The organism is Thalassospira indica (genome assembly GCF_003403095.1).
Lineage (GTDB): Bacteria > Pseudomonadota > Alphaproteobacteria > Rhodospirillales > Thalassospiraceae > Thalassospira > Thalassospira indica.
This window is the reverse complement of sequence record NZ_CP031555.1, coordinates 2942537-2969483: the sequence shown is the minus strand read 5'-3', so window position 1 is coordinate 2969483 and position 26947 is coordinate 2942537. Positions and strand designations below refer to the sequence as shown.

Sequence of the window (26947 nt, the reverse complement as noted above, 5' to 3'; positions counted from 1 at the left end):
AGAAAATACGGGAAAGCAGCACCATGTCTGCATCTTCTTTGTTAAGTCGGCCGTGGTTTGGCCCGGTCGCAGCCCTGATTTTGATTGTGCTGGGCATCGGGATCATTTCACCGGATTTCTTTAGCATCCGTATCGTTGACGGGCACCTTTACGGGTCGCTGGTTGATGTTGTCCATCGCGGGGCATCCACGGCCCTTGTGGCGGTCGGTATGGCAATTGTGATTGGCACGCGCGGCATTGATCTTTCGGTTGGTTCGATCATCGCCATTTCGGGGGCGGTGATGGCGGTTCTGATCCGCGATACCGATTTGCATCCGGCGGTGATTATTCTGGCCGCCCTTGGTGCCGGGATTTTGTGCGGTTTGTGGAACGGCATCCTTGTGGCCTTCCTTGATATTCAGCCAATTATTGCAACCCTGATCCTGATGGTGGCCGGTCGCGGGATTGCCCAGATGATCACCGGTGGGCAGATCGTGACCTTCCATGGTGAGTTTTTCGAGGCGATTGGCAGTGGCTATCTACTGGGTATTCCGTGGCGGGTGATTATTGCCGCCGCCGTGATTGCGGCGATCTATTTCATCATGCGCAAGACCGCCCTTGGCCTGTTTGTTGAATCGGTTGGTGGAAATGCGCGTGCCAGCCGGGTCGCGGGCATTGATGCGCGCGGCATCAAGCTGATGGCATATGCGGCATCGGGGCTGTGTTCGGCCTTTGCCGGGATCATTATTGCCGCCGACATTCGCGGGGCGGATGCCAACAATGCCGGTTTGTGGCTTGAACTCGATGCCATTCTGGCGGTTGTGATTGGTGGCGCGTCGTTGATGGGTGGGCGGTTCTTTATTGCCATGACCGTGATTGGCGTTCTGATCATCCAGGCCCTGACCACGGGTATTTTGCTGTCGGGTCTTCCGTCGCAATACACGCTCATCGTCAAGGCGGCGGTGGTGATGATCGTCCTTCTGGTGCAGGCACCAAAATCCCGCGAACTGGTCGGGCAGGCGATGGAACGCTTCAAGCGGGGGAAATCCGATGAAAATTAATGAACGGTTTTATCCGATCCTTGCCACGCTTGCGGTTCTGGTACTGCTGTATGGCTATGGGATTTTTGAACACCGCGCCTTTTCCGATACCTATGTTCTGGGCGCGCTTCTGACCGACAACGCCTTTTTGATCATTACCGCCGTTGGCATGACTTTTGTCATTCTGTCGGGCGGGATTGATCTTTCGGTGGGGTCGATGATTGCCTTTATCGGGGTTCTGATGGCCGAACTTGTGACCGGCTTTGGCATGCATCCGGTGACGGCGGCAGTGATCGCGATGATTGTCGGATCGGCATTCGGGGCGTTTATGGGGGTGATTATCGCCAAGTTCGATATTCAGCCCTTTATCATCACGCTGGCCGGGATGTTTTTCCTGCGCGGCATATGCTTCCTGATCAATCTGGATTCCGTTCCGATTGACCATCCGTTTGTCTCAGACTTTGCCGGGTTTAAGGTTCAATTGCCCGGGCGTGGCTGGTTGACGGCATCGGCCCTTTTGATGTTGGCGACCGTCATTGGCGGGGTGGTGATTGCCCACTTCACCCGGTTTGGCCGCAATGTCTATGCAATTGGCGGGGATCGGCATTCGGCAGAATTGCTGGGTGTTCCGGTCCATAGCACCATCATCCGGGTCTATACCTTGTCGGGCTTTTTCAGTGCGCTTTCAGGTGTCGTATTCGCCTTTTACACCGCATCGGCCTATCCGCTGGCGGCGGTGGGTGTGGAGCTGGATGCGATTGCTGCGGTGGTGATTGGTGGCACGCTTCTGACCGGCGGGATGGGCTTTGTGCTCGGCACGTTCTTTGGCGGGATCATCATGGGGGTTATCCAGACCCTGATCGCCTTTGACGGGTCGCTGAACAGCTGGTGGACCAAGATCATGATCGGCGCGCTTCTGTTTGGCTTTATCGTCCTGCAACGCCTGATCACGCGTTCCTTCTCGGGCATGCGCGCCGGGGCGACATAAGGCGTCCTGCGATCAAAATACCTTCCTTCAAAACGCCCTGTTTGAATAAGCAGGGCGTTTTTTCTGTTCCCTTACATGGGTCGTTTTGATCGTGCAATCAGGCACCGGCGCGGGGGCAAAACTTTTGATAAAAAAATTGGTCAATCAGGCGCATTATTCATTTTTGGTGAATAATAAGCCCTGTCTGCGCCAAACGCGCTACCCGGCGTTTTGGGGGTAAATTCAAATAGTATGAGGAATGGGGGCGGTGATCGTTTTGATCCGCCCCATCGGCATCGATTACAGGCCGATCTGATCCCAATCATGTTCGACCGACATGCCGAGCTCCTTGCGCAGTTCGCGCATGGTCCGGCGCAGCAGGCCGTGCATTTTGCTGCGCGCCTCTTCGGGATCGCGTTGGCTGATGGCGGCATAGACCGCGTGGTGATCGGGCAGCGACTTGACATGCGCCTTGGGTCCGCCCGATGACAGGCGGAAAGAACCGATCAGGGCGGTTTCGATCAACATGCCAAACGACTTCATGAAATCGTTGCCCGACGCATCCAGAATGCCCTGATGGAACACAAGATCGGTAATATAAACCGCCTCGGTGCCGGGTTCGGCCTTTTCCATTTCGAAATAGGCGGTTTCAAGATGCTTGATCTGTTCCGGCGTGGCGCGGACGGCGGCCATGGCGGCCGTGTTGGGCTCGATGATCAGGCGGGTTTCAAGCAGGCTATAGAGAAATGCCGGGTCCGGGTCCGGGAAGTGCCAGGACAGGACATCAGGATCCAGCAGGTTCCAGCTTGAACGCGGTTTGACCCGGGTGCCGGTCTTCGGGCGGCTTTCAATCAGCCCCTTGGCCGAAAGGATTTTGATGGCTTCACGAAGGGCTGTGCGTGAAACATCAAGGGATTCACTTAGGGCCGCCTCTGTCGGCAGGACATCGCCAGGCGCAAGCTTGCCCGAAACAATGCGTGCGCCAAGATCGTGGGCAACAATGCTGTGCAGACTGCGTTTGGCGTAAGTTCTCGACATGGTAGACGACATATATTCCCTCCGGCGTGGCCCTGATGAACACGCAAATAGGCAAAAGGCCCGCTTTGTCATTATTCATATAATATGAATTAATTTTCAGGGCAACTTATCTGGTGCCGTCAACGCCTTGTGCTGCATAGCATATAATTATTTCAGGGGTGCGTCACGATGGCTGTTACGTATTTGCTTATGTCATGAACTTATAAACAAGCTTTCAGATAATGAAAGAAAAGACTGCATGGTTTGACGCTTGACAGGCCCGGATATCCTGATCATTAATGTTATTGTATGAAGAATAAAAAACAAGATTATCAGGAGGAAGCATCACGCAGCCGCGCACGGGAACGTGCCCGGACCATTCGTCTGGTCTGAAGGGGGCTTGTCGGCGTAGCATGATGTTGGCGTCAGGAATTTTTCTCCTGTTGCGCCGCACATAGCTTGATGGATGCACTTTCTGTCAATTTTGGCCTAGAATCGTGTTTGGCGTCAGGGGAATCCGACGTCTGACATCTGAAAACAAAACGCACGACGGGAGATGAAACGATCATGTCTGATCGCATGCCGACACACTACACAAGCCTAAAAGACAAATCGGTATTCATCACCGGTGGGGCATCGGGTATTGGCGAGGCGATTGTGACCGCCTTTGTCGAGCAGGGGGCAAAAGTCGCCTTTGTCGACATCATGGAAGATGCCGGTAACGCACTTGTCGAAAAGCTTTCGAAAGATGCGCGAAATTCGCCTGTCTTTATCAAATGCGATCTGACCGATATTGCCGCCTTGCAGGCAGCCGTTGCCAAGGCGGCCGAGATCAATGGCCCGATCACCGGGTTGATGAACAATGCGGCGAATGATACCCGCCATAAATGGCAGGACGTCACCCCGGAATACTGGGATGAGCGTCAGGCAATCAATATTCGTCCGTCCTTCTTTGCCATTCAGGCGGTGGCGCCGATGATGCAAAAGGCCGGTGGCGGTGCGATCATCAATTTCGGGTCGGTCAGTTGGATGATGGGGCAGGGCGGTATGCCCGGCTACACGACGGCAAAGGCCGCGACCCATGGTCTGACGCGCGGCATGGCACGCGATCTTGGCAAGGATCACATCCGCGTCAATACGCTTGTGCCCGGTTGGGTCATGACCCAGCGCCAGCTTGACCTGTGGGTCGATGAAGCCGCCGAGCGTGAAATTGATGAGCGCCAGTGCCTGAAAAACAAGGTGATGCCCGATGACATTGCCCGCATGGCGCTTTTCCTGATTTCGGACGAGGCCCGCATGGTCACCGCCCAGAACTTTATCGTTGATGGCGGCTGGGTCTAAGGCCCGCGTCACGCACCCCGTATTCCGACATCGCCATATTCCGACATATATCCAAGACCGTTCAGGACAGAATTCATGAGACTGGTTCAATTCAAGGACACCGCCGGCGCGCAACATGTGGCCGTGGTCGAAGACCAAAATACCCTGATCCCGCTTAAGGGCGTATCCACCACCCGTGAACTTGCGACCATCGCCCTTGCCAAAGGCATGACGATGATCGAAAAGGCAAAAATTCGTATGGGCGACACCACGGTCGACTATAACGAAGTTGCCCGTGATGGCCGCCTTTTGCCGCCGATTACCCATGTTGATCCGGCGCATTTCCTTGTGACGGGCACGGGCCTGACCCATCTTGGGTCCGCATCGGCGCGTGCGAACATGCACAAGGCCGATAACAAGGACGCCAACGAAACCGATTCCATGAAGATGTTCCGCATGGGGGTTGAGGGCGGCAAGCCCAAGGCTGGCGAACATGGTGTGCAGCCGGAATGGTTCTATAAGGGCGATGGCTCCATCGTTGCCAATCCGGGGGCAGATATCCCAAGCCCGTCCTTTGCCCTGGATGGCAGTGAGGAGCCGGAAATTGCCGCGGTCTATGTCATTGACCATGATGGTACCCCGGTGCGCATCGGCTTTGCCATTGGCAACGAGTTTTCCGACCATGTGATGGAGCGTCAGAACTACCTGTATCTGGCGCATTCAAAGCTGCGCCATTGCGCGATGGGCCCGGAATTGCTGCTGGGCGATCTGCCAAACCATGTCGAGGGCACCTCGCGCCTCTATCGCGATGGCAAGGTGATCTGGGAAAAGCAGTTCGTCAGCGGCGAAGACAACATGTCGCACTCCATCGCCAACCTTGAATACCACCATTTCAAGTATGACCTGTTCCGCCGTCCGGGCGATGTGCATGCGCATTTCTTTGGCACCGCGACGCTCAGCTTTGCCGATGGCATCACGACGCAGGACGGTGATGAATTCGAAATTGAATCTGCCCTGTTTGGTCGCCCGATCCGCAACCGCCTGATGGTTCAGGCAGAGCGCCCGGTGACCGTCAAGGCGATCTGATGTCTTTCTGAGACTCCCAAGGGCCAAAAACCCTGTCTACCTCCAAACGACACGACTTGCCCCGGTTCAGTATTGGACCGGGGTTTTCTTTTTTATTTTAGGTTGTGTGCGATGGATAAATTATGTTCTTCTAAAGTGGAGTTTTATACGTTCTGAATTTCGGGAAAATACAAGTCAGGTTTGGAAGTTGCGCGGCCGTGCTATTTTCACCAATAGTTATTGCGTTGCCAGCCTTCACCGAGGGGCGAAAGTAGGTGAGCCTATGGGGGGAAGAAGAGAAGATACTGATGCCCTAAATCAGCTTGGCGTACAGTATGTTGGCAACTTGCTCGGAATAAGGTTACCAGCAGAAGGTACGATTCGTTGCCCTTTTAAAGGGCATGACGACCGCAGACCTTCCTTTGAGGTGTGCAAAGGGGGGCGGTATTGGGTCTGTTATGCTTGTGGCAACAAGGGCGGACCGATCGACCTCGTTAAGACCTATCTAGGTATCACATTTATAGAAGCGAAGAAATGGCTTGCCGAAAAAAGTGGTTTAGACAGAGGTAAGTCAGGTTGGGGGCGGAGCCCACAACTTAGGATGAGCAGACCGATCTCTAGGAAAAATCAAAATCATACTCAACCTAGAGAGGTGGAGGAGTCTGCGTATGATCATGAGCTTTATGCGTCTTTTCTTGCACAGTCACCGCTAAGGTCTTCGGGCAAGCTTTATTTGCAAAATCGGGGGTTTAGCGACGCGATCATATCGCGTTTTTCTATTGGTCAGGTGCCTGATATCGCCATGATCAGGACATTGATAGCGGACTTCGGGTTTAACCGTGTGGAGGTTGCTGGGCTGTTAACGAAATCGTCGACCCAAAGTAGCTATTGGCCGATTTTTCCCAAAGGGTCACTGTTGTTCCCGTATTTGGAAGGGGGGCGCGTCGCCTATTTTCAGGCACGCCTTATCAATGAAACAGAAAAAGAAAAGCGATGGAGAAATCTAAATCATCGCCGCCGCCGCCTCTACAATGTGGATGTATTGACTGACATCAATGTAAGACGTGTTGCCATCTGCGAAGGCGTGACTGATGTGCTATCGGCAACGCAACTTGGATGTGAGGCGATTGGTTTAATTGGGGTTGGCGCGGGACTTTCTGAGAGTGAGATGATCGCACTGCGCGGCAAACAGATCGACCTGCTCCTCGATTGGGATACGGCAGGAGAAAAGCGGGCCACAACACTTGGCAAGGAACTAAAGCGCTTTGGCGTTGCTGCTACCCGAAAATCTGCTCCTCAAAGTGGGGCAACGGACATTAACGATTATCTCCGTCAGGGGAACAAGCGAATATGAGTGTATATGAACGTTTGCTGGCCCCGGAAAATCTTAACTATGCTTGGATCAAGGCGAAAAACCTTTACCGAATGGCTGACGGATATGTTGATAGAGGTGAAATCGCTGCATTTGAACTCGATCTTGAGAACCGCCTCGAGCTCATTCGCCGTCAGTTCAAAAAGGGCAGATACCGTCTCAAAAAGCTGCGTCCTCTCCCACGGCCAAAGAAAATATCGAAAGATCAGCCAGAAGATCGCCAATACTATCATGTGGCTATTGACGACCAAGTAGCGTGGTTAGCAATGGTTAATGCGCTAGGCCCGGAGCTTGATCTTAAAATGGAGCCGTGGAGCTATGGCAATAGGCTTTACCGCCCAGCTTGGTATGAGAGAGACGAAGCAAGAAACTCTAAGTTAGAGATTGGCCCATATCGACATGCATCTGGCCATTTGTATCGGAAATTCCAGCACAGCTGGCCGTTATTTCGGCGTCACGTAACCCTTACTGCACGGATGATGGTGGAACGCAGGAAACTGCGAGACAACGAAATGGATGATGCTGACAGGCTAGCTGCTATCACCGCCGAACATGCGAACCTTGCCTATTTCAGAACAGGTTACTGGCCTGATGATAATCCAGAAGGTTCCAAAAATGATCTTTATCATGCTTCAATCGACCTTAAGCAATTCTTTCCAAAACTGAAAATCGACGCCGTAGCGAGAAGCCTACATGAGGTTAACGTATCGGATGATAGCTGGTTCACCAATTTGGTGACGTCTATGTTGAATTTCCGGGTAGACATGACTGGAGTGCCGAACTCCGCGCTCGAAAATGTCGTTCCGCAGTTTCAAAAGGGCAGTGTTAATGGGATTCCGACTGGTCTTTTCGTTGCCGGTTTCTTAGCCAATGCGGCTATGCTTCCGATAGACAGGAAGGTCGCGGAGAAGCTTGATGCGCAGCACAATGTAGCACATTTCCGGTTTGTCGACGACCACACGATTATTGCCTACGATTTCGATACTTTGTGTGAATGGCTCCTCTGGTATGAGAAATTGCTTGTTAATGAGGGCGTCGGTCCCTCGATAAATGAAGAAAAGTTTGATCCACCGAGCCTTGGTAACTGGATGGAGCGTCTGAAGAAAGGCAAGTCGCTCGGTGAGTTGAAGAAGAAGCATGCAGATGACTGGTCCACGGCGATCTTGGAAACAAAACTGGATGGCAAGAACCCAACCAAGTTGATGACAAAGACTTTGGCGCAGGTATCGACAATAGCTGCAACCGATATTCATATCCTTGATGATGATGATCTGGATGAGCGCTTGAAGATGCTTGAATGGCTTCTTCTAGCAGACATTCCCGAGCGCGAGATACGCCCGGATACACGTGCTTCTTTTGCTGCAGGTCAGATTGCCTCTCTTGTTCCCGTTTTGGTTCAGGAAGCTGACGGTCTTGTCGATGCGGCGCGTGATGTAGCGAGGTTCAAGGCGCATGAGCCCGTGCGGAGCCGATCAACAGACGAAGAGTTGCAGGTCTATAAGGAAAAACTCGCCGGACTGGAGGAGATTCTAGCGAATTGTATGAAGGAGGACGCAGAGAATAAAAATATTCTGCTTGGTCGCTGCTTCAGCCTGTTACTCCAATCTTTACGCGAGTATCCGGGCAAGGCACGGCTTTTCTATCGAACTCATCAATATTGCCGGATAACTGGGTATCATGGTCTCAGGGCTATCGCAGAATGGTTAAAAGATACGCGGATTGCAGGGCAGGCTGCTTGGGCGGATTATTACATTGCGCTTTCGATGCAGATCATAGCAGCTGGTCTTCTTGCGACAGTTGGACGGCTTATGGCAATGGACGCCCTACAGTCCGATATCGAAGCCGCTGCTAGCCACCTTCGAGACGTCGCCTCTCTCGATAACAATGACTTTCGAGTGCCGCCTGATCGAGAAACTTGGTATCATGCCATTGGGCGTAGGGAGTTTGGCGTTGCATTGCTTCAGGTTGCTCAGGTGCTTTGGGATAAACCGGAGTATAGGCCCATTGCGCGCAAGTTATCTGCACTTTCCAATGAATATTTGCATTTTGCGTCGGATGGAAAATCTGATTCATGGCTCGATGCAACTGGATGGACACCGGGAGTATGGGCACATCTTGCTGAAAATAGCTTAGGCACGGGGGGGAGCCTTCCACTGCATGGTTAGCTATATCGCCATTCTTTGCTTTTGAGCAGCGTTATGATCGGCAAGCTTCGCGTCGTTATCCAGCGTACATATCAGCGGCGGGGTGGGAGTATTTTCTTAAATCACAGACACTTCCTGCAAATGATTCAGCTTGGCTCCGTGAGGTTATTGTTAATGATGAAGCCAGACGCAAAGCAGCTTATGCAAGTCGCAAGATTGCATTTCGACGGGCAGCGCGATCATTAGAGCGGCCTGACAAGAAATTTATAACGATTGCTGAGTGGACTAATGTCGTTCGGGATTGCAATGCTTTTGACCCTCGGCGTAGCGAGTGGACTGCGCTGGAGATTTTGGAGCAATTGATTGCAGGAGCAGTTGTATTTGGTCGTGATGAAACCGTCTTGGATCGTGTGCATCCTTTTAATGTACTCTTGCCCAGAGAATGGGTCGATCATTTCCCTTGTAAGCAGGACGCCACGACATTGAGTTGGGAGGACTGGAGACAATTTGCTAAAGATGAGGGGGGGCGAAGATCGGGCGTTGTTCTGCGAGAGAGTGCTAAGTCAGTTTTTGACTACCGCTATGCCGAAAGCGGCGCAGGCCAGAAGGTTTCCCCCGATGAGCGACGCTTGACCTCCCTTGGGCGGCTTTTGCTTGGCCTTCTAAAGAATGATCACTCAGCTCCGCAGATATGGAATATGCGAGGCAACGAGCTGGTCTTTCCTTTTCCGCGATCTCGTTGGTTTCGGGGGTTGGCAATATCTTCATTGACGACGCAATTACTGGAAGCCTGTCTTGGTGCGCGACCAGCTGAAACTCGCACTATCGCACGTCAACCTGCATTATTCGGTTGGGAGGATGGTCGACCTGCTAATGATGTCAACTTCGAGCCTTTGCCAATTTACAGTCCCTCAGATCTTCTGAATGGTATTAGGTCCGCGCAGAGAGTTCTTGAAGGCAATCAGATTGCAGTTACGCGAAATCAGCCGCGCCAACTTATACCTTTTCGTATAGCTGACTTTTCTGCAGGCGATGACAATGCCGATGGTGTTGATGAAGGAGTGAATGATGGTCAATGACCAACTTCATGTCGGTGTGATTCAGACCTCGCTTGATGCAAATGCCGCGTGGGAGGATGACCGTTCCGGTAACTGGCGAAAATGTGTTCGAATGTCAGCGATTGAGGAACGGCGTGCAAAAAAAGAAATACGCCACTTCCTTGCCTCTATACGAGGCTTAGATCGCCAACCTGACATAATTCTTCTTCCTGAGCTTTCGGTTCCTCTCGGCTTTGAGCGGGAACTTAAGAGAGCGGCAGAGAAACTTGAGGCAATTGTTATCGCTGGTCTTGATTATCGTATCGAGTCAGATGAGGACGATCCAACAGTCTCGAACGAAGCATTGGTGATCGTCCCGCCGCGTCTGCGAGGTCTCAGGATTGGACGGCGCACAGAGGTCCGTCGAGTTGGCAAAACCTACCCGGCACCGGCCGAGATAAAAAAGCTTAAGGATATTCACTTGGCGAGTGTTGCTTTTCGTTCTCACCCGACAGTCTGGATTTTCGAGAGTGCCGAGCTAGGCAAGTTTGCAGTCGCTATTTGCTACGACTTCATGGATATCGACCGGATATCCATGTACCGAAACAAAATCCAGACGCTGTTCATTCTGGCATACAACCGCGATACGACTACTTTTGACCACTTGGCCGAGGCATTATCGCGAATGCTATTTTGTAATGTGGTTGTATGTAACTGTGGTCAGTTCGGTGGTTCGTTGGCAGTAAGTCCTTTTAAAGAGCCTTTTCGTCGAACGATCTATAGACATGCTGGGCAGGGGTTGCCTCATGCGCAACTCATCCAATTGCCACTAGCTGCCTTGGTTAGGTGCCAAACCGGAACGCTGGATCCAAATTTCAAGAGCTTGCCTCCGGGCTTTGAAGTGCCGTCAATAGAGCTCGATGAGGAAATTTCCCAATTATGAGTTGGTGCAAACTCAAATAGTATCTTGGGTTATGTTTGCGAGAAAAGGGCACAGACCCCTTTTAGCTTGTTTGATAGATGGACAACCCGCCTTCGCGGGCGTGACGGGCTGTGGGGCGTGGCATGACGGGGGTGGTGTTCGTTGTGGCAGATGGATGTCGGTAGAACGCGATAAGGGCAGCGAGGGTTCGCTGCCCTTTGGTGTGTTCGGGGTCATTATGGTGGTTGTGCGAGGGTAAGAAATGCCCCGGCAGTGGTGACACTGCCGGGGCGGGCTGGGCCGATGCGGCATCGATGGGGGTTGGGGCGATGCTGCTATCCCTGTTCGGCGGGAACAGGGGCGGTTCGCAGGCCCAGGGTTACGATGATCGATGCGGCGAGAAGCAGGAAACCGGCGATGGTAAAGACGCCAAGCGCGCCGCTGGTGTCAAAGACAAGGCCGCCGACTGCGGCACCGGTGGCAATGGCAAGCTGGAAACCGGCGACCAGAAGTCCGCCGCCGCTTTCGGCCTCATCAGGCACGGTGCGCGTGATCCAGGTGGACCATGCGACCGGCACACCGCCAAAGGCCATGCCCCAGATCGCAACAAGCACGGTGGTCGGGGCAACCGCACCATCAATGGCGACCATGCCGACCCCGGCCAGCCCCATGATCATCGGCATCAGGGCGATGGTCATGCGCAGCGAGCGGGCAATCAGCGCGCCGCCGACATAGGTGCCAATAAAGTTGGCAACTCCAAAGCCCAGCAAAATGCCCGAGACACCCGCCGTCGTCACACCCGAGACATTTTCAAGGAACGGGCGGACATAGGTAAACAGCGCGAAATGGCCGGTAATGATCAGGACAAGCGAAAACAGCCCGAATTTCATGCGCGGGCGGTTGATGACCTCGATCAAGGTGCGCAGGGTCGCACGCCCGCGCGGCGGCATTTTGGGCAGGGTTGCGAATTGCACGACAAGGGCAAGAACGCCCAGCAGGGACGCCAGCATAAAGACATTGCGCCAGCCAATGACATCGCCAAGATAACTGCCGAGCGGGGCGGCAAAGACGGTGGCGGCGGAAACGCCGCTAAACAGGATGGCAAGGGCGCGCGGGACGTTCTTTTCCGGCACAAGGCGCATGATGATGGCCGCCGACATCGTCCAGAAACCACCAAGGGCAACGCCCAGCAAGACCCGGCCAGCCAGAAGGATGGCATAGTTCGGGGCCTGTGCGATCATGATGTTCGCGGCAATCAGAAGAACCGAAAAGCCAAGCAGAACATAGCGGCGGTCAATCTTGCGGGTAACGGTCGCGGTCAGAAGGCTGGTGATCAGGGCCATAACGGCGGTGGCCGACATGGCTTGGCCTGCCATGCCTTCGGTAATGCGCAGGTCATCTGCCATCGGGGTGAGCAGGCTGACCGGTAAAAACTCGGCCGTGACCAGCCCGAAAACCCCGAGCGTCATGGAAATCACAGCAGCCCAGGCAGCAGGTGCGGGCGCTGTGGTTTGATCCACGGCTTGATCGGGGCGGGATTGTGCTTCACTCATGGAAAGTCCTTTGAGTTGGTGTTTTGCATTGCACACAGAATAGTCTGGACGCGCCGGACGATCTATGACAGTTTGTCCGTATTGTTTGATCAATCGTCCGAAATGTGATGTCACCCATTCCTGATACCGCGCTTAACAGCCCGTCTGATCATCTTGAGGGCCAGTTCAATGCATCGGGCCATGACATGGTCAATGAGCTTCTGTCCGGTGTGCGCCTGCGCGGGCTTGATTACCGCCGGATCGAGATTTCCACCCCGTATGGTTTGCGCTTTGGCGAGGATCAGGACGAAACCCGTGCCTGGTTTCATTTTATCGCGCAGGGCACGGTTCAACTCCGTACCAAAACCGGGGCGACGCATGTTCTGGGCTGCGGGGATGCGGTGTTGCTGCCCTGTGCGGGCATTCACGATCTTTACAGCGAAGATGGTGTGGCCCTGCGCAGTGTCGATGCGTTTGAAAAGGCGCGGCTGTGTGATGCGGCATCCGAAATTCGTGCCTGCGAAGAGGGTGTTTGTCGGTCAAAGGACAATCTGATTTTCAGTTGTGCGATGGAGTTTGATCTGGGCTGGTTGCATCCGCTCGCCCACCTTAAGCCGGAAGTCATGCATATCGAAACCGTGCCGGAGCATGACCCGCAAATCCCGGCGATCCTCGATGTCATGACCGCAGAGCTTAAAGCCAAGCGCCCGGGATATGGCGTGATCCTGACCCGGCTTGCCGATGTGGTGGCGGCGGCCATTTTGCGCCGTTGGGTCGAGACGGGCTGTGATGTTTGTGGTTGGGTTGAAGCGGTGCGGGATCCGAAACTGGCGCGCGTTCTGGCGGCCCTTCACAAGGAGCCGGGGCGGAGCTGGTCGGTTGCGGATATGGCATCCGAAATGGGTGTGTCGCGATCCGTCTTTGCCGAACGGTTTGCAGAACTGACCAAATCAACGCCGCAGCACTATCTGACCAATTTGCGCATGCGTCTGGCCAGTCAGTGGATCGGGCGGGAAAACCTGTCGCTGGATGAGGTTGCCGATCGTCTTGGTTATGCCTCGGTCGCGGCATTCAGCCGCGCGTTCAAGCGCACCACCGGGATTTCGCCCGGTGCCGTGCGATCAAGCCAAAGCTGATCGGAATGGGTGGTGCCGCATGCGGTTACGGCGTGCTGCGCACGACCGCGACCAGATATCGGCAGTTTTCGTGGCTTTGGTTGTGGAAAATGCAATCCTGCGGCGGGCCGAGTTCGAGGCAATCGCCCTGATCAAGCTTGTGCACCCGGTCGCCTTCATGAAACAGCAAGCTGCCCTCCAGAACCCAGATCGCCTGTTGGATGAAGGTGAAGGCCGCGGCGGGCATGGTGACCTGCTGACCGGCGGGCAAATTAACCTCGACCAATTCCAGCGGGATTTTCTGCCCCGAAAGAACCTGACGGCGGTCATAGCCGGTTTCGGGATCGGACCATAAGGGCTGTGTCGCGTGGGTCCGTACACCATGATGGACAGAAGGCGTGCGCGACAGAAGCGCGGATACCGTCAGCGACAAGGCCCCGGAAAGCCGGCCCAGAACCGTTGCCGTCGGGCTGGCTTCGCCGCGTTCGATCTTGCTGATCATGGCCTTGGAGACGCCGGATTCCTCGGCAAACTGGCCCAGTGACCAGCCGCGCATTTCACGTTCACGGCGAAGGCGTGCCGAAAGCCATGCTGTGGTGTCGTCTTCCATATCGATCAAAAATCCATTTATATCGGTTAAAATAGGCATTGACTGTCTACTATAATGGATTAACGTTGGCAACAGGTAACAGATGATGTGAAGTGGAGGCGAGCATGCATTTACGCGATGCGACCAGGGACGATATGGCGGAAATTCTTGAGATTTATAACCAGGTGCTGCGCGATAGTACGGCGATCTATGATGATACGCCGTCGACCCTGGAGGCACGCCATGCGTGGTTCGCGGAGCGTCAGGAAAAGGGCTTTCCGGTGCTGGTTGTTGAGGATGATGGACGTATTGTGGGGTTCGGTTCCTATGGCCCGTGGCGGGCGCGGTGGGGGTATCGCTTTACGGTCGAGCATTCGGTGCATGTGCATATCGACCATCGCGGCACGGGTGTCGGCGGGATGCTGGTGCGCGCGCTTATTGGCCATGCCAAACAGGCGGGCATGCATGTCATGGTTGGCGGGATTGATGCCGAGAATGTCAACTCGATCCGCTTTCATGAACGGCTTGGCTTTGTCGAGGTCGGGCGGGCGCAGCAGGTCGCGCGGAAGTTTGATCGCTGGCTGGATCTGGTGACGATGCAATTGTTTCTTGATGATGCATCGGTTTCGGCGTGATGCGGCGATATGGCCTGTTATAAGGAGCCGTTGCGGTCAGGATGTCTGGAACAGCGCATCCTGGGCGCTTTGAGCGGCTGATTTCAGGCGTTTTAAGGTGTCGTTGCCGGTTGCAAGCAGGGCGGGCGATGCGCCAAACACCGAAAAGGCCGAGATCATGGTGCCATGCTTGGTCAGGATCGGCACGGCGAGGGCGTAGATATCGTGTTCGCGTTCGCCATTGTTGGTGGCAAAGCCCTGCGTGCGGATGGTGGCGAGTTCGGCCTTGAGCGCCGTGATGTCGGTGATGGTGTGATCGGTCATGCCGGTCAGGTCGGCATTTTTGAAATAGCGGTTTTGATCATCAGTGCTCATATGTGCCAGCCACAGCTTGCCGTGCGCGGTGCAAAAGGCATCAAGGCGCGAACCAATCCGGATATCAACATAAAGCGGCCGGTCGGGCAGGGCCTTGGCGATGCAGACCGCCATATCGCGATCAAAACTGGTGGCCATGCAGGCTTCGCCTGTGTCACGCGCCAGCTGATCAAGGATCGGCTGCAGAATGGTTGGCAGGTTGTCGCCCTGTAAGACGCGTTCGCCCAGATCCGCAAACAGATAACCCAACCGGAAAACCCCGCGTGACGTTGTGCGCAAGGCGCCGGCATGGACCAGCGTATGCAGAAACCGATGGGCGGTGATCATGTTGATGCCCAGCGCATCGGCCGTTTCCTTGGCGGTCAGTTCACTTTGCCCCGCCGCAAACAGATCCAGAATTTTAAACGCCTTAAGCACAGAGCCATTCAGTTGACTGGTCATCGGATCGCTTTTCTCCACGCAAACAGATCGGGCACCGCTGTGCCGTCTTGACGACCACCGGATTTCAATAATAAACTATATTATAAATCATATTTCAAATAAAGAAATAACGGGCATGATCCCGCAAAGCAAGAGGCGTCTGATGAAAAGCGACAAGCAGGAAAATCCCGGCCAACTCACCCTGACCGCCGGTGGGGCGGTCCTGGCCCGTATGAAGGCCATCGGGATTGATTATATCTTTGCCAATTCGGGCACGGACTTCCCGCCAATCATCGAAGGTCTGGCCGAGGCGGCGGCAAAGGATATCGCCCTGCCGCATGCGTTGATCATGCCGCACGAAAATGCGGCGATGGGGATGGCGCATGGCTATTACCTTGCGACGGGCAAGACGCAGGCGGTGATGGCGCATACCAATGTCGGCCTTGCCAACTGTGCGATTGGCGCGATCAATGCCGCGACCGAACATGTGCCGGTTGTTTTGATGTCGGGCCGAACGCCGGTGATGGAAAAGGGGCGGCTTGGCGCGCGCACCGTGCCGATTGGCTGGGGCCAGGAAATGCGCGATCAGGCGGCCCTGGTGCGCGAAAGTACGAAATGGGAGTACGAGCTTAAATTCCCCGAACAGGTGCCTGATGTTGTCGACCGTGCCTATGCGATTGCGTCGTCCGTGCCCAAGGGCCCGACCTATGTCAGCCTGCCGCGTGAAGTGCTGTGCGAGCCGTGTCCGAGTGATCAGATCGATGGACCGCTTCGCATGCAGCCGGTCCCGGTCGCCCCGCCGCAAGCATCTGTCGAACAGGCCGCAGACATTCTGGCCCATGCCAAAAACCCGGTGGTGATTGCCCAGCGCGGTACCGGCACGGCGGAAGCTTTTGGCCGCTTCGGCGATCTGGTTGATCAGTGGGGCATTCCGGTCGTGCAGTACTGGGCGATCCAGCTTGCCATCGGTACCGAACATCCGATGTTTGCCGGGATGGATCCGGCACCGTGGCTCAAGGATGCCGATGCGGTGGTGGTGATCGATTGCCTCGCCCCGTGGTCGCCCGATATCCATGATTTGCCGGATGACTGCAAAGTTATTCAGATCGGTCAGAACCCGCTTTATTCGCGCTTTCCGGGGCGGAATTTTGCCGCCGATGTCTCGCTTGTTGGGGAAACCGGCGATGTGATCATGATGCTGGCGGATGCCATGGATCGCCGCCATGCGGACCACACATCGGTTTGTGCAGATCGCCGGGCCAAGGTTGCGACCATCAATGCCGACATCCGCAAAAAAGCCTTGGCGGCGGCCGATGCCGGGGCGGTAGACCCGATGACCAAGGCCTATGTGTCGCGCTGTTTGTCGGATGCGATTGCCGGGCGTTCGGCGACGGTGTTTTCCGAACTTGGCTGCCCGCTGGAGCCTTTGTCGCTTTCAGCGCACAGCAGCTGGTATCAGGAACCGCATTCGGGCGGGCTTGGTTGGTCCTTCCCGGCGGCGATGGGCTATCAGTTGGCCGATAAGGACAAGCTGGTTGTCGCCACGATGGGCGATGGATCCTATATGTTTGCCAACCCGACGGCCTGTCATCAGATTGCCGAGGCGCTTGAATTGCCCATCCTGATTTTGGTGCTCAACAACAATGAATGGGGGGCGGTGCGCCAGTCCGTGACGGGCATGTACCCGGATGGTTATGCGGCCAAAACCAATGAAATGCCGCTAACCGCGCTTAAACCCAGCCCGGATTTCACCAAGGTCGCCGAGGCCAGCCGCGCCTGGGTTGCCAAGGCCAAACGGGCGGAAGATTTACCAGGTATCTTGCGTGATGCGATCCAGCATATCGACACCAATCGCACCCATGCGCTGATTGAGGTGACGATTGCGCCTTAGGCGTTTTCGTATGTGATCTGCCATTGACGCCCGGCATATTGTCGGGCGTCATCGTTTTGAAGAGGTGCCCTGTATTTTGGCAATGCAAAATGCCTGCTTGCATCGCAGGCAAATTCATTATTTCATTAAGCTAATTATTTGAATTGCCTGCCCGGAAGGAACCATTATGGATCGTGTCGTTGGAACATCGGGACGTATCGCGTTTGCAAGCGCGATGCGCAATCTGCTTGCGGATGTGTATCCTGGGCACGATCAAGCGGATTTGGTGCGTCGGGTTTTTGAAGTTCTTGGCTTGCCGATTGAGGGCGACGGGCCGGAACCCTGCGAGGAATATTTGCGCAAATGGGATCAGCGCGATGCGTTTCTGATCACCTATGGCGACAGCATCCAGCAGGACGGTAAAAAGGGGCTGCAAAGCCTTGGCGAGTTTCATCGCAAATGGCTGAAAGACTGGCTGACGGGTATTCATATCCTGCCGTTCCATCCGTTCACATCCGATGACGGCTTTTCGGTCAGCGATTTTGATATGCTCCGCCCGGAACTCGGCGACTGGAGCGATGTCGAGGAACTGTCAAAGCATGCAACCGTGATGGCCGATCTGGTGGCCAACCATATTTCGGCATCCCATCCGTGGTATCAGCAGTTTCTGGCGGGCGAGAAACCCGGGATTGATTACATCAAGACCGCAAGTCTTGAAGATGACCTTTCCGATGTCGTCCGCCCGCGCAGTCATGCGTTGCTCAACCACGTGGTGACCAAGCAGGGCGAGAAGCAGGTCTGGTGCACCTTTAGCTATGATCAGGTCGATCTGGATTACGGCAATCCGGAAGTTTTCTTTGAGATGCTCCGGGTCGTTCTGAACTACCTCAAGCACGGCGTGCGCGTGGTTCGTCTGGATGCCATCGGCTTTATCTGGAAGGAAGTCGGCACGACCTCGATCAACCTGGATCAGACCCACAAACTGATCAAGGCGATGCGTCTGGCGTGTAATGCGGTGCATCCCGATGTGTTGTTCATTACCGAAACCAACCTGCCGTTGCTTGAAAACCTGTCTTACTTTGGCAATCAGGACGAAGCGCACCTGATTTATAATTTCTCGCTGCCGCCGGTGATCATTCATGCGCTGCTTAGTGGGCGAAGCGATTTTATCCGCAAATGCATCATGGCAATGCCGCCGGCGCCTGCGGGCTGTACCTTCTTTAACTTCACCGCCAGCCACGATGGCATTGGCCTGCGCCCGGCCGAAAACCTGATCCCGGATGAAGATATTGAAGGCCTGCGCGATCATGCGGTCAAGATGGGCGGGCAGGTCAGTTACCGTGCGCTCAAGGGTGGCGGGCAGAAACCCTATGAGCTTAATGTCACGCTGTTTAGCATGCTGGCACAAAACTTCGCTGGCGAGGCCACCATGGGGCTTGAACGCTTTGTGATGAGCCAGGCGATTGCCATGTCGCTTGAAGGGATTCCGGCGATCTATATCCAGACCATCCTGGCCACCGAAAACGATCAGAAGGCATATGAGGAAACCGGTATTCCAAGGCGTCTGAACCGCAAAATCTGGAAGCTTGATGATGCCGAGGAAACGCTGTCACGCGAAGGTGCGGCGCGCTCGGCCTTTAATCAGTTGCGCGCCCTGATGTCGATCCGTCAGGGACAGCCGGCCTTCCACCCGAATGCCACGCAATATACCCTTAATCTTGGCTCGGAACTTCTGGGTGTCTGGCGACAATCGCACCTGAATGAACAGAGCATTTTCTGTGTGTTCAACCTCACCGAAACACCGCAGGATCTTGATCTTTCAAAGATCAACCTGATCATGACCGAAGGTTGGCAGGACCTGATCACACAACAGGTCGTAGAAGACTATAACGGTGTGATGAAACTCGCACCCTACCAGATTGTCTGGATTTCCAACATGGACGGTCGCAACCGCACCGAAAGCCGCCTTTTGCAGCGTTACCGGGATGCGATGCCGGTTTAGGGGTTTGCGTTCAAAATGGCGGACGGTTTTTCAGGGATTTTTCCGACGCAAAGTAGTGAAAATCTGCAGGTTATCCGTGCCTTGTGTTGCGGTTTGTAATCATTTGATTATCGGTTGAGCATGAGGCGATGAATCGCTATTGCACAGCAATATGTCTTTCCTGTATTCGTGGCCCGGATTAAGGGAGATCAAGGGGCATGACGCGCAATGGCTTATGCGCAGGAAGTTCGGGTTCTTCATTTGCCCGATGATACGGATTACCGCGTCCGGGCATATGTTGAAATCTGGTGGGATGCGGCACGTAACGGGCAAATTCCTGACCGCAAGCGTCTGAATGCAGATGTTCTGTCGCAATGGATCGATGACATCTGCATCTATGAATTCCTTCCCGAGAAACGCGACTTCGTGATCCGTATTGATGCACCCAATATTATTGCCGCCAGTGGGGAATGTTATCAGGGGTGCTCGCCGCGCCAGATTGATCTCGATTTCGGCACCACGGTGTATCCAACGCTTCTGGAAGTGATTGATACCGGAAAGCCCGCCTTTCACCGTGTCGGCCATGAACGCATGGTTTGGGAGGAATGGCTGCGCGTGATGTTGCCGGTCCAGACCACAGACCGGGCTGGCAAGGTGATCCAGCAGGTCTTTGTTACCCATTTTCTCTATCGCGGGCAAAGCGAGCCGGACTAACCCCGCTTGTTTCGCATGGTGCCGCGCCCCACGTGGATAAAGAAAGGGACGACGGGTCCAATGCATGTCTGGATGCATGCATGCGATGTCAGTGTGACTGGGAATGGTATGGCAAAGCTTGGTGGTGAAAAGGAAATCCCTTTAACATATCTTGATGATGATGCGTCGCCTGCTGCGCAGGCTCTTCTGGATTTCTGGAACGCGCATGCGTCAGAGCACAGTATTCCTACACGATCAGATTTCCAGCCTGATAACCTGGCCCCGTGGATCGACGATATTTCAATCTATGAATATGTCCCGGAAAAGGACGACTTTCAGATACTGATTGAAGGCGAGAATATTATCGCACTGACCGGTGAAAACTGGCGCGGTGCGTTTGCCCGCGAAGTCGATTGCCGCTTTTCAGGCGGACTGCATGCAGCCATGACCGAGGTCAGAATCACGGACCGACCACAGATCCATCATTTGCGAATTTTTCAAAGGGAATGGCAAAGCGGCATACGGTTGCTTTTGCCGGTTCTGCTGCAAAAACCGGGCAAGGAAGATATTATCCAGATCTTCCTTGCGATTTTTCCGGTCAATGATTAGGCACGATTAATTGCGCGCGCTATGCCTTGCCAATATCCATGTCGTTGAGGTCATCTTCGACCGCAGCTGAAAGCTGTTCGAAGATGTCACCCATGGCACTTTCAACACGCTGCCAGCTTGGAATGAACGGGCTTTCCAGCGGGTTTTCAAGATAGTGCTGACCGGCACTGATGATCACTTCCGACAGGACTTCGACACAGTTTTCTTCCTCGTCACGATTGATCTTGAGCCCGTTAAACAGCGCATCGGCACGGTATTGTTCAATCAGGTCAAGGGCAGCCCGGTAATAGGTTGCCTTGAGCGTGCGGAAGGTTTCCGGGGTAAAGACCGTGCCCTGGGTTGCCAGTTTGCGGAACAGGGATTTGGCAATGTCACTTGCCATGCGTGACAGGCCGTCATCCTTTTGCGCCGGATCAAACTCACGGTGCTTGTGGTCATAGATATCGGCGATATCGACCTGGGCGAGACGATGGACCGTGTGATTACGATACATCTCCGAGAGCATGGAAACTTCAAGGCCCCAGTCGGATGCCACACGAAGGCCATAGGCCACATCGGTTCTGATCGCCATTTCGCCCGACAGCGCATAGCGGAAGCAATCAAGATAGTTGAGGAAATCGGTCTTGCCGACAACCTGCTTGAGCGCACGGATCAACGGTGTGACAAACAGGCGGCAAACGCGGCCTTTTAGCGTGCCATTGGCAACACGCGCATAATAGCCCTTGGCAAAGGCAAAGTTGAACGCCGGGTTGGCAATCGGATACATCAGCTTTGCCGGAAGATCCGGCGTATAGGTCGCGATATCACAGTCATGAATGCCGATAACGGAACTGCGCCCGGAGGCCAGCGTATAGCCAAGGCAGTACCAGACGTTACGACCCTTGCCCGGTTCATAACGGGCCAGATTGTTCTCATTCAGACGATCGTGAACGCTGCGCAAGCGCGGCCCGTCATTCCAAAGAATACGGACATGTTGCGGCAGATCCTTGAAGAACTCACGCGCATGCAGGTATTGCTGCGCATCGGCGCGGTCCAGCCCGACAACGATCTGGTCGATATAGGTTGCCTGTTTCAGCCCTTCGACAATTGTTGTCATGGCCGGTGTTTCCAATTCGGAATACAGGCAGGGCAGAATAAGGGTCTGACGCCGTTGACGGGCAAAGGCGTTCATTTCATAGGCGAGTTCTTCCGGGTTTCGGTCAAGAATGCGATGAAGGGTTGTGATCGGGCCACCCTGATGGAAATCAGCCATGAAGTACCTCGCTGTTTTTATTGGTATTAGGGTCAGGACCTATTATCTGATCCAGAATGTCGTTAACCGCTTCGTTCCATCCCGCCGGTCCCGGTTTGGGGGCCACGCGCAAGTTGGGATGGTCAAGCAACGGCATACTGCGTTTGCCATGCTTTGATGGGATTTGAACGGCATAATCTGCCTCGGCCAGCATGGGGATATCGTTCGGGGAATCTCCGAGAGCAATCGTCGTAAAGCGTTGCTGGCGTTTGTTTTCAGGCGCGTCATCAAGCCAGGTGACGCTCAGGCGTTCAACCATGCGTCGCATGGCTTGTCCCTTGCTTGATGGGCCGCATAACGTGTGGAACCGTCCACCTTTCACCAGCGTCAAATCATGCTTTTCGGCGATCTTGCGGGCAAGTGCGATGTCCTTGGCCGCGGGCTGCCAGATCAGCGGGTCTGAACAATGACGCTGACCGGCGCGAATGGCGTCTTCAAGCGGCAAGCCTGTTTCTGTCGCAATGATTTCCGGGCTTACGGTGCGAAAGCTTTCGACCGGGACCGTGACGGCCGACTTGATTTCTTCGCGGGTGCGATCAACGGTTTCGCTGGCCGGGCCATATTGTTCGACATTGCCATTTAGCGCGATAACGCCACCGTTTTCACCGATAAGTCCGTCAAACAGACCGGATGTCTGATTGATATGTTCCAGTTCGGCGAGCGTTTTTGAAGATACCGCGATCAGGGGGATGGAAAGCTGCTTCAGCCGATCCAGTGCGGGGCGGGCATCCGTCCAGCTATAGGTGTCATGATCCAGCAATGTGCCGTCAATATCTGTGAAAATGGCGATGGCGCGGCTTTGAGGCATCTTCCCGTTCTGTCGCGGTTTTAAGGGGTTTTTGGCCATTGTGCAGGGCCGAAAGAAACAACTTAGCATAGAGCTGACAAAGGATCGACAGTTCACAGGATGAATTTTTCATCACGGTGACAAATGCGATGAATTTTCCGGCACTATCGCACCTGTCTCCGGCCAAGGATCGGCCATTGGCGACACGGCGTCCGTCTGACGGTTAGAACCAGATTGCGCGCAAGGTATAACCAAAACCAAATACATGTTCGATTTGTCCAATCATTATCCCGGTTTGTCCATTCTGTCCCACCCGCAACAGGCGTATTCTTTCCGCAATGGAACGGTTCTTGTTCCAATTCAAAAACAGAACCAAAAACCGTGATCTTGTGAGGAAATCGTCATGCATGTCCCTGTCGTTATCGTCGGTTCGGGCCCGGCTGGTCTGCTGCTGTCACATCTTCTGCATGTGCAGGGGATTGAGTCCGTCATTCTGGAACGCAAAAGCCGCGACTATGTCGAAGGTCGCATTCGTGCAGGCGTTCTTGAAATGGGAACGGTCGATCTGATGAAGCGTGTTGGCGTTGATGCCCGCATGAACAAGGAAGGCATCATCCATGGTGGCATCTATATCAGCGTCAATGGCAAGCGCACCCATGTGAATATGGAAGAACTCACCGGTGGTTCGACGGTCATGGTGTATGGCCAGACAGAGGTCACCAAGGACCTGATTCAGGCGCGCCTTGATCACGGTGGTGAAATCATCTTCGAGGCAGAAGATGTCAGCCTGCATGACATCAATGGCGACACGCCAAGTGTTCGATATGTCAAAGATGGCAATGCGCTTGAACTGACGTGCGACTATATTGCGGCGTGTGACGGTTTCCACGGCGTCGGTCGCAAGACCCTGCCGGGCGTCAAGGAGTTCGAGAAGGTCTATCCGTTTGGTTGGCTGGGTGTTCTCGCCCATGCAAAACCGGTTGCCGAAGAACTGATTTACGCCAAGCATGACCGCGGCTTTGCACTGTGTTCGATGCGGTCCGACAAGGTCGTTCGCCACTATGTCCAGGTGCCCATCACCGACAAGATCGAAGACTGGTCAGATGATCGCTTCTGGGATGAGCTTCGCACCCGGCTTGGCGAAGAAGATGCAGAACTGGTCAATGAAGGCGAAGTGTTTGAAAAAAGCATTGCCCCGTTGCGCAGCTTCGTGGCGGAGCCGATGCAGCATGGCCGTTTGTTCCTGGCCGGTGATGCCGCCCATATCGTGCCGCCGACTGGTGCGAAGGGACTTAACCTTGCCGCAAGTGACGTTCACTACCTGTCCGAAGCATTGATCGCGAAATACAAATCCAACCGTGAAGACCTGCTGGCAAGCTATTCCGATACGGCCCTTGCACGTGTCTGGAAGGCAGAACGGTTCTCATGGTGGATGACCTCCATGCTGCATACCTTTGATGACCAGAATGAATTTGATGGTCGCATTCGCAATGCAGAGCTTGAATATATCCTGTCGTCAAAAGCAGGTTTGAAAACCCTGTCGGAAAATTACGTCGGTTTGCCTTACTGATGTAACGGGGATACCCATCCCCGACGGAGAAGTCCCACTCTCCAATTCCGCCCAGAAGTCCGACAGGTCATGAAACGGTCCGCAACCCACGCGGACCGTTTCTTTTTTGGTGTGCCCCGAAATGATCACATTTGCTGCGGGAACCATTTGCCATGTCAGCACGTTACTTGTGTGTTGCTGTTTTCAAGACAATAGGAGAAAACCATGGCGACCAAGACCGAGACGACTGCTGATAATGCAAAACTGCAGGCGGATGTCGATGCCCTGCGCAGCGATCTGGCCGAAATCACCAAAACCCTGAAGACGATGGGTGGTCAGGCGGCAGAGACCAGAACGCAGGCAGCTGCGGAGCGCATTCGTGAAGTGACCGGTCAGGCGCGTGATCAGATTGACCATGCACGCGGAGTGGCTGTGGATCAGGTTCGCGAGAACCCGCTGGCATCTGTAGCCGTGACCTTTGGTGTCGGCCTGCTTATCGGACGTCTGCTGCAGAAATGATTGATCAGCTGACCGACATACTTGTCGATCAGGCAAAGGCCGCGGTCCGAAAGGGCGCGGCTTTTGCTGCGATCGCGGTTGTGATGTTGATCGGGGCAGGGTTCTTGCTGGCGGCCATCTATATGGCGATTGCCGCATCCTTTGGCGCGATTGCTGCTGCCATGGCGATTGGCGGCACGATGGTGACGCTGGGGCTGGTTGCCCTTGCCATCATGTTACAGCGTGATCCCGGCGATGCGGTTGATCCCGCAGCCGTGCATGACGATGCTGCGCGCAGACAAAAAACCGAAGACGACATGTTGTTTGATCTTTTGGTGCATTCGGCCATGACCGGTTATGCCACCGGCCAGGGCAACAAACCGCGCATGCAATCGGGGTTTGATAAAATGGTCACCGACCTTGCTGCTCTTGGTATTTTTGATCCCCCGAAGGGACACATGGAAACCCAAGAAAGCCATGACAATCCGAATACAAAAAAGGCGGAATAGCTGATCAAGCTGCCCGCCTTTTTTTAATTCTGTTTTTTCGCCCGGCTTATTCGCCGTGGAAATGGACCGTGCCGATGAAGGGCAAGTTGCGGTTGTTCTGGGCATAATCGATGCCATAACCGACCACAAATTCGTCAGGAATATCAAAGCCGCAGAAATCAATCGGGATTTCAACTTCGCGGCGCGACGGTTTGTTCAAAAGCGTGCAAATTTCCAGACGGTTCGGATCGCGGGTTTTCAGAAGCCGCACCACTTCCGACAGGGTGTAGCCGGTATCAATGATGTCTTCGACCAGCACGACATCCTTGCCACGGATCTGACCATCAAGGTCCTTGACGATGCGCACATTGCGCGAACTTTCCGTGGAATCGCCATAGCTTGATGCGACCATGAAATCGACTTCGACCGGGACGGTCAGTTTGCGCACCAGATCGGCGATGAAAACAAAAGAGCCGCGCAGAAGCCCGACGACAATCAGCTTTTCTGTGTCCTTGAAGCTTTCATTGATCTCGGCGGCAAGCGTATCGATTTTGGTGGCAATTTCGTCCGCCGTTATCAGCGGCTTGACATCATAGTCGGCCATAAATTCCGGTCCTGAAGCGTTATGGGGTGGTATCTCGCTTGCTAGCATAAGCCGGTCACGATGACCAGCCTGTGAATGGTAACAGAAGTATAATCCCGTAGGTCAAAGGCCGCGAAATCGCGCCATCCGCGAAGCCGGTTGGTGCGATTGCACGCAAAAGTATTTTTATGGTTCTAAACTGTTTTGCGGGGCCGCAAACCAAGACCTTGCTGCCGCGTTTTCTACGCGGCCTTGAAGATCACCGGTGTGTCGCCTTCGTGCCATTGATCATATTTGATCATGGCCTGTTCAAAGAAGGAAGATGCCAGGAAATCATTCAGCCAGCGTTGAACATGCACGAACGGCATGGCGTCAAACGCGTCTTTGTCGGTATTGGCAAACTGGCGAATGAACGGTGCGATGGCGAAATCAGCCAGTGCCGGGCGCGACCCGAACAGGTATTTCCCAACCGCAAGCCGCCCATCAAGACGGTTGAGGATCTTTTCCGCGTCGCGGCGATGTTCGGCCGGGTCAGCGTCCTCGTAACGGTTAAAATACTTGTAGCGATCCAGATGATGCTTGAACGGACCGTCATTCTGGGCAATCAGGGCCAGCATATCGTCAAGCGTGCCGCTTTCCGGTGTCAGCCATTCCAGCGGATCATTTTCCGCCAAGGCCCAGACCATGATTTCTAGGCTTTCATCAATCACCGAACCATCGGGCAGGATCAGGACCGGCACGGTGGCCTTTGGCGATGCCTCGATCATGCTTTGCGGCTTGTCGCGCAGGACAACTTCGCGCAGTTCGACATCAATGTCGGCGGCCAAAAGGGCCATACGCGCACGCATCGCATAAGGACAGCGGCGAAAACTGTAAAGGATGGGCCGTGATTGCGAAGTCGCGTCTGTTGTGGCCTTCGCTGGCGGAAGGTCGGTCGTCGCGCTGGACGGTGATTCTGACTTGGTCGTTAGCTCAATCTCGGACATATATTCGGATTAAACCGTGCATGACGCGATTGCAATAGACATTCTGATGACGCGACATTTGCGCGCCCCCTTGGTGCCCTGACGCGCAGAATGGGAAAATTGGC

At 54.4% G+C, this 26947-nt stretch carries 25 protein-coding genes; 17 read left to right on the top strand and 8 right to left on the bottom strand.

Annotation, left to right across the window (positions count from 1 at the left end; genetic code table 11):
• The first annotated feature begins 23 nt into the window (after positions 1-23).
• Entirely contained in the window at positions 24-1040 is a 1017-nt protein-coding gene (locus DY252_RS14045; protein WP_165700224.1) for an ABC transporter permease, read from the top strand.
• Positions 1030-2007 (top strand): galactofuranose ABC transporter, permease protein YjfF, encoded by a 978-nt coding sequence (yjfF, locus tag DY252_RS14040; protein ID WP_082923631.1) that lies wholly within the window; start codon positions 1030-1032, stop codon positions 2005-2007. Before DY252_RS14045 ends, yjfF begins: the two co-directional genes overlap by 11 nt.
• Positions 2008-2286: 279 nt before the next feature.
• On the opposite strand, the gene DY252_RS14035 is transcribed toward yjfF, so the two are convergent.
• Complete coding sequence (locus tag DY252_RS14035) at positions 2287-3036, bottom strand: FadR/GntR family transcriptional regulator (protein ID WP_120225880.1); 750 nt, start codon at positions 3034-3036, stop codon at positions 2287-2289.
• Between the two features lie 534 nt (positions 3037-3570).
• Here DY252_RS14035 and DY252_RS14030 point away from each other — a divergent pair.
• The 6 genes from DY252_RS14030 to DY252_RS14005 all read left to right on the top strand — a co-directional run bounded on the left by DY252_RS14030 (position 3571) and on the right by DY252_RS14005 (position 10884).
• The gene (locus DY252_RS14030; RefSeq protein ID WP_064790660.1) at positions 3571-4344 is read left to right on the top strand and encodes an SDR family NAD(P)-dependent oxidoreductase; all 774 of its coding nucleotides are present in this window, start codon (positions 3571-3573) and stop codon (positions 4342-4344) included.
• Between the two features lie 75 nt (positions 4345-4419).
• Entirely contained in the window at positions 4420-5409 is a 990-nt protein-coding gene (gene araD1 / locus DY252_RS14025; RefSeq protein WP_064790659.1) for an AraD1 family protein, read from the top strand.
• Between the two features lie 262 nt (positions 5410-5671).
• The gene (locus tag DY252_RS14020) at positions 5672-6742 is read left to right on the top strand and encodes a CHC2 zinc finger domain-containing protein (protein ID WP_064790658.1); all 1071 of its coding nucleotides are present in this window, start codon (positions 5672-5674) and stop codon (positions 6740-6742) included.
• Entirely contained in the window at positions 6739-8925 is a 2187-nt protein-coding gene (locus DY252_RS14015) for an RNA-directed DNA polymerase (protein WP_129542737.1), read from the top strand. The genes DY252_RS14020 and DY252_RS14015 overlap by 4 nt, the downstream gene beginning before the upstream one ends.
• Positions 8926-9254: 329 nt before the next feature.
• On the top strand, positions 9255-9983 hold the full coding sequence (locus tag DY252_RS14010) for a hypothetical protein (protein ID WP_129542736.1): 729 nt from the start codon (positions 9255-9257) through the stop codon (positions 9981-9983).
• Positions 9970-10884: a hypothetical protein gene (locus tag DY252_RS14005; RefSeq protein ID WP_064790656.1), complete on the top strand. Its 915-nt coding sequence runs from the start codon at positions 9970-9972 to the stop codon at positions 10882-10884. Before DY252_RS14010 ends, DY252_RS14005 begins: the two co-directional genes overlap by 14 nt.
• Positions 10885-11198: 314 nt before the next feature.
• On the opposite strand, the gene DY252_RS14000 is transcribed toward DY252_RS14005, so the two are convergent.
• Positions 11199-12416 (bottom strand): MFS transporter, encoded by a 1218-nt coding sequence (locus tag DY252_RS14000; RefSeq protein WP_064790655.1) that lies wholly within the window; start codon positions 12414-12416, stop codon positions 11199-11201.
• Positions 12417-12523: 107 nt separating this feature from the next.
• Here DY252_RS14000 and DY252_RS13995 point away from each other — a divergent pair, with 107 nt between their 5' ends.
• On the top strand, positions 12524-13531 hold the full coding sequence (locus DY252_RS13995) for an AraC family transcriptional regulator (protein ID WP_082923630.1): 1008 nt from the start codon (positions 12524-12526) through the stop codon (positions 13529-13531).
• Positions 13532-13556: 25 nt separating this feature from the next.
• Here DY252_RS13995 and DY252_RS13990 read toward each other — a convergent pair whose 3' ends face one another.
• Entirely contained in the window at positions 13557-14120 is a 564-nt protein-coding gene (locus tag DY252_RS13990) for a helix-turn-helix domain-containing protein (protein ID WP_064790654.1), read from the bottom strand.
• Positions 14121-14224: 104 nt separating this feature from the next.
• Here DY252_RS13990 and DY252_RS13985 point away from each other — a divergent pair, with 104 nt between their 5' ends.
• On the top strand, positions 14225-14734 hold the full coding sequence (locus DY252_RS13985; RefSeq protein ID WP_064790653.1) for a GNAT family N-acetyltransferase: 510 nt from the start codon (positions 14225-14227) through the stop codon (positions 14732-14734).
• Between the two features lie 36 nt (positions 14735-14770).
• Here DY252_RS13985 and DY252_RS13980 read toward each other — a convergent pair whose 3' ends face one another.
• On the bottom strand, positions 14771-15529 hold the full coding sequence (locus tag DY252_RS13980) for an IclR family transcriptional regulator (RefSeq protein WP_064790652.1): 759 nt from the start codon (positions 15527-15529) through the stop codon (positions 14771-14773).
• Positions 15530-15671: 142 nt separating this feature from the next.
• Here DY252_RS13980 and DY252_RS13975 point away from each other — a divergent pair, with 142 nt between their 5' ends.
• The 4 genes from DY252_RS13975 (at position 15672) to DY252_RS13960 (ending at position 20661) form a co-directional block, all read left to right on the top strand.
• Positions 15672-17399, top strand: a complete 1728-nt coding sequence (locus DY252_RS13975) for a thiamine pyrophosphate-requiring protein (protein WP_064790676.1) — start codon at positions 15672-15674, stop codon at positions 17397-17399.
• A 166-nt stretch (positions 17400-17565) separates the two neighbouring features.
• Positions 17566-19380: an alpha-amylase family glycosyl hydrolase gene (locus tag DY252_RS13970; protein WP_064790651.1), complete on the top strand. Its 1815-nt coding sequence runs from the start codon at positions 17566-17568 to the stop codon at positions 19378-19380.
• Between the two features lie 207 nt (positions 19381-19587).
• Positions 19588-20073, top strand: a complete 486-nt coding sequence (locus DY252_RS13965) for a hypothetical protein (RefSeq protein WP_064790650.1) — start codon at positions 19588-19590, stop codon at positions 20071-20073.
• Positions 20074-20133: 60 nt separating this feature from the next.
• Positions 20134-20661: a PAS domain-containing protein gene (locus DY252_RS13960; RefSeq protein ID WP_064790649.1), complete on the top strand. Its 528-nt coding sequence runs from the start codon at positions 20134-20136 to the stop codon at positions 20659-20661.
• A 19-nt stretch (positions 20662-20680) separates the two neighbouring features.
• Here the strand turns inward: DY252_RS13960 and DY252_RS13955 are convergent, their stop codons facing one another.
• Positions 20681-21913 carry a glycosyltransferase family protein gene (locus DY252_RS13955; protein WP_008891928.1) on the bottom strand — a complete coding sequence of 411 codons (1233 nt, stop codon included), beginning with the start codon at positions 21911-21913 and terminating at the stop codon, positions 20681-20683.
• A complete protein-coding gene (locus tag DY252_RS13950; protein ID WP_064790648.1) occupies positions 21906-22760 on the bottom strand; it encodes an HAD-IIB family hydrolase in 855 nt (284 codons plus the stop codon). Before DY252_RS13950 ends, DY252_RS13955 begins: the two co-directional genes overlap by 8 nt.
• A gap of 382 nt (positions 22761-23142) precedes the next feature.
• On the opposite strand from DY252_RS13950, the gene pobA reads away from it, so the two are divergent.
• The 3 genes from pobA to DY252_RS13935 all read left to right on the top strand — a co-directional run bounded on the left by pobA (position 23143) and on the right by DY252_RS13935 (position 25295).
• Complete coding sequence (pobA, locus tag DY252_RS13945; protein WP_064790646.1) at positions 23143-24309, top strand: 4-hydroxybenzoate 3-monooxygenase; 1167 nt, start codon at positions 23143-23145, stop codon at positions 24307-24309.
• 204 nt (positions 24310-24513) lie between these two features.
• Positions 24514-24807, top strand: coding sequence for an ElaB/YgaM/YqjD family protein (locus DY252_RS13940; protein ID WP_064790645.1), 294 nt, complete (start codon positions 24514-24516; stop codon positions 24805-24807).
• Positions 24804-25295 carry a hypothetical protein gene (locus DY252_RS13935; RefSeq protein ID WP_064790644.1) on the top strand — a complete coding sequence of 164 codons (492 nt, stop codon included), beginning with the start codon at positions 24804-24806 and terminating at the stop codon, positions 25293-25295. Before DY252_RS13940 ends, DY252_RS13935 begins: the two co-directional genes overlap by 4 nt.
• 46 nt (positions 25296-25341) lie before the next feature.
• Here DY252_RS13935 and hpt read toward each other — a convergent pair whose 3' ends face one another.
• Both hpt and DY252_RS13925 read right to left on the bottom strand, forming a co-directional pair.
• On the bottom strand, positions 25342-25878 hold the full coding sequence (hpt, locus tag DY252_RS13930) for a hypoxanthine phosphoribosyltransferase (RefSeq protein WP_064790643.1): 537 nt from the start codon (positions 25876-25878) through the stop codon (positions 25342-25344).
• A 221-nt stretch (positions 25879-26099) separates the two neighbouring features.
• Positions 26100-26843 carry a glutathione S-transferase gene (locus DY252_RS13925; RefSeq protein WP_082923629.1) on the bottom strand — a complete coding sequence of 248 codons (744 nt, stop codon included), beginning with the start codon at positions 26841-26843 and terminating at the stop codon, positions 26100-26102.
• Positions 26844-26947: the final 104 nt, after the last annotated feature.